This is a genomic window from Streptomyces rhizosphaerihabitans (genome assembly GCF_025399795.1).
Classification (GTDB): Bacteria; Actinomycetota; Actinomycetes; order Streptomycetales; family Streptomycetaceae; genus Streptomyces; species Streptomyces rhizosphaerihabitans.
Genome location: NZ_JAODTZ010000121.1, coordinates 1 through 4,293, shown reverse-complemented (window position 1 = coordinate 4,293; position 4,293 = coordinate 1). Strand labels below are relative to the sequence as shown.

Genomic DNA, 4,293 nt, shown 5'->3' with positions numbered 1-4,293 from the left:
GTGACTAACCGGTCCCCTTAACGTTCCAGCACCGGGCAGGCGTCAGTCCGTATACATCGCCTTACGGCTTCGCACGGACCTGTGTTTTTAGTAAACAGTCGCTTCTCGCTGGTCTCTGCGGCCACCCCCAGCTCATGGAGTAAATCCAATCACCGGTGATGGCCCCCCTTCTCCCGAAGTTACGGGGGCATTTTGCCGAGTTCCTTAACCATAGTTCACCCGAACGCCTCGGTATTCTCTACCTGACCACCTGAGTCGGTTTAGGGTACGGGCCGCCATGAAACTCGCTAGAGGCTTTTCTCGACAGCATAGGATCATCCACTTCACCACAATCGGCTCGGCATCGGGTCTCAGCCTTGATGTGTGACGGATTTGCCTATCACACGGCCTACACCCTTACCCCGGGACAACCACCGCCCGGGATGGACTACCTTCCTGCGTCACCCCATCACTCACCTACTGCAGGTCCGGACCGTCGGCTCCACCACTCCCCCTTGCCCGAAGGCTCCGGGGCGGCTTCACGGACTTAGCATCGCCTGGTTCAATGTTTGACGCTTCACAGCGGGTACCGGAATATCAACCGGTTATCCATCGACTACGCCTGTCGGCCTCGCCTTAGGTCCCGACTTACCCTGGGCAGATCAGCTTGACCCAGGAACCCTTAGTCAATCGGCGCACACGTTTCTCACGTGTGTATCGCTACTCATGCCTGCATTCTCACTCGTGAACCGTCCACCACTGCCTTCCGGCGCGGCTTCACCCGGCACACGACGCTCCCCTACCCATCACAACACCCGTTGGGGCTATACGCTGCAATGACACGACTTCGGCGGTACGCTTGAGCCCCGCTACATTGTCGGCGCGGAATCACTAGACCAGTGAGCTATTACGCACTCTTTCAAGGGTGGCTGCTTCTAAGCCAACCTCCTGGTTGTCTGTGCGACTCCACATCCTTTCCCACTTAGCGTACGCTTAGGGGCCTTAGTCGATGCTCTGGGCTGTTTCCCTCTCGACCATGGAGCTTATCCCCCACAGTCTCACTGCCGCGCTCTCACTTACCGGCATTCGGAGTTTGGCTAAGGTCAGTAACCCGGTAGGGCCCATCGCCTATCCAGTGCTCTACCTCCGGCAAGAAACACACGACGCTGCACCTAAATGCATTTCGGGGAGAACCAGCTATCACGGAGTTTGATTGGCCTTTCACCCCTAACCACAGGTCATCCCCCAGGTTTTCAACCCTGGTGGGTTCGGTCCTCCACGACCTCTTACAGCCGCTTCAACCTGCCCATGGCTAGATCACTCCGCTTCGGGTCTTGAGCGCGCTACTGAATCGCCCTATTCGGACTCGCTTTCGCTACGGCTTCCCCACACGGGTTAACCTCGCAACGCACCGCAAACTCGCAGGCTCATTCTTCAAAAGGCACGCAGTCACGACGCACCGAGTAAACTCGGCGCGCGACGCTCCCACGGCTTGTAGGCACACGGTTTCAGGTACTATTTCACTCCGCTCCCGCGGTACTTTTCACCATTCCCTCACGGTACTATCCGCTATCGGTCACCAGGGAATATTTAGGCTTAGCGGGTGGTCCCGCCAGATTCACACGGGATTTCTCGGGCCCCGTGCTACTTGGGTGTCTCTCAAACGAGCCGTTGATGTTTCGACTACGGGGGTCTTACCCTCTACGCCGGACCTTTCGCATGTCCTTCGCCTACATCAACGGTTTCTGACTCGTCTCACAGCCGGCAGACTGTGAAAGAGAGATCCCACAACCCCCCAAGCGCAACCCCTGCCGGGTCTCACACGCTTGAGGTTTGGCCTCATCCGGTTTCGCTCGCCACTACTCCCGGAATCACGGTTGTTTTCTCTTCCTGCGGGTACTGAGATGTTTCACTTCCCCGCGTTCCCTCCACATACCCTATGTGTTCAGGTATGGGTGACAGCCCATGACGACTGCCGGGTTTCCCCATTCGGAAACCCCCGGATCAAAGCCTGGTTGACGGCTCCCCGGGGACTATCGTGGCCTCCCACGTCCTTCATCGGTTCCTGGTGCCAAGGCATCCACCGTGCGCCCTTAAAAACTTGGCCACAGATGCTCGCGTCCACTGTGCAGTTCTCAAACAACGACCAACCACCCATCACCCCGAACCAGTAGTTCGAGTGCACTGGGGCCGGCACTGAAGGCAGCCTCTCGGCCGTGCCCTCAGACACCCAACAGCGTGCCCGGCACCCCGACCGCTTCCCTCATTCTTTCCACGCCCCGAAGAGCAGTACTGGAAGGAGAAGACAGTCGAGAGTGCCGAATAATCAACGTTCCACCCATGAGCAACCACCGTCGGACGTGTGCCGACGTAATGGCCCTGGACCACCGGGCAAGCCCGGCGGCCTAGATGCTCCTTAGAAAGGAGGTGATCCAGCCGCACCTTCCGGTACGGCTACCTTGTTACGACTTCGTCCCAATCGCCAGTCCCACCTTCGACAGCTCCCTCCCACAAGGGGTTGGGCCACCGGCTTCGGGTGTTACCGACTTTCGTGACGTGACGGGCGGTGTGTACAAGGCCCGGGAACGTATTCACCGCAGCAATGCTGATCTGCGATTACTAGCAACTCCGACTTCATGGGGTCGAGTTGCAGACCCCAATCCGAACTGAGACAGGCTTTTTGAGATTCGCTCCGCCTCGCGGCTTCGCAGCTCTTTGTACCTGCCATTGTAGCACGTGTGCAGCCCAAGACATAAGGGGCATGATGACTTGACGTCGTCCCCACCTTCCTCCGAGTTGACCCCGGCAGTCTCCTGTGAGTCCCCATCACCCCGAAGGGCATGCTGGCAACACAGAACAAGGGTTGCGCTCGTTGCGGGACTTAACCCAACATCTCACGACACGAGCTGACGACAGCCATGCACCACCTGTACACCGACCACAAGGGGGGCACTATCTCTAATGCTTTCCGGTGTATGTCAAGCCTTGGTAAGGTTCTTCGCGTTGCGTCGAATTAAGCCACATGCTCCGCTGCTTGTGCGGGCCCCCGTCAATTCCTTTGAGTTTTAGCCTTGCGGCCGTACTCCCCAGGCGGGGAACTTAATGCGTTAGCTGCGGCACCGACGACGTGGAATGTCGCCAACACCTAGTTCCCACCGTTTACGGCGTGGACTACCAGGGTATCTAATCCTGTTCGCTCCCCACGCTTTCGCTCCTCAGCGTCAGTAATGGCCCAGAGATCCGCCTTCGCCACCGGTGTTCCTCCTGATATCTGCGCATTTCACCGCTACACCAGGAATTCCGATCTCCCCTACCACACTCTAGCTAGCCCGTATCGAATGCAGACCCGGGGTTAAGCCCCGGGCTTTCACACCCGACGTGACAAGCCGCCTACGAGCTCTTTACGCCCAATAATTCCGGACAACGCTTGCGCCCTACGTATTACCGCGGCTGCTGGCACGTAGTTAGCCGGCGCTTCTTCTGCAGGTACCGTCACTTTCGCTTCTTCCCTGCTGAAAGAGGTTTACAACCCGAAGGCCGTCATCCCTCACGCGGCGTCGCTGCATCAGGCTTTCGCCCATTGTGCAATATTCCCCACTGCTGCCTCCCGTAGGAGTCTGGGCCGTGTCTCAGTCCCAGTGTGGCCGGTCGCCCTCTCAGGCCGGCTACCCGTCGTCGCCTTGGTGAGCCACTACCTCACCAACAAGCTGATAGGCCGCGGGCTCATCCTTCACCGCCGGAGCTTTTAACCCCCGCCCATGCAGGCAGGAGTGTTATCCGGTATTAGACCCCGTTTCCAGGGCTTGTCCCAGAGTGAAGGGCAGATTGCCCACGTGTTACTCACCCGTTCGCCACTAATCCACCCCGAAGGGCTTCATCGTTCGACTTGCATGTGTTAAGCACGCCGCCAGCGTTCGTCCTGAGCCAGGATCAAACTCTCCGTGAATGTTGTCCCGTAATCGGGATGACATCACGAGAGCGGAACCGGAGGGAGGAATAATCCCTTCGGTTCACAGCGTCCTCGCTGATGCGCCCGCCGGAACAATGCCCGGCAGGACTTTTTCAAAGGAACCTCGTCCCGGCCGATCGGCCGGAGACGGGGTATCAACAAATCTGGCGTTGATTTTTGGCACGCTGTTGAGTTCTCAAGGAACGGACGCTTCCTTTGTACTCACCCTCTCGGGCTTTCCTCCGGGCGCTTCCCTTCGGTCCTGCGTTTCCGACTCTATCAGACCGTTTCCGTATCCGATTTCCCCGGCGCTTTCCAGGTTCCCGCTTCCGCGTTTCCCTTTCCGGCGAGTCCGACTCTATCAG

The 4,293-nt window shown here is 58.3% G+C and carries 2 rRNA genes; both read right to left on the bottom strand.

What is annotated here, in order from left to right:
• Positions 1 to 2,086 (bottom strand): 23S ribosomal RNA (locus N4G66_RS44750); the annotation flags it as partial.
• A gap of 313 nt (positions 2,087 to 2,399) precedes the next feature.
• Positions 2,400 to 3,925 (bottom strand): 16S ribosomal RNA (locus tag N4G66_RS44745).
• Positions 3,926 to 4,293 lie beyond the last annotated feature (368 nt).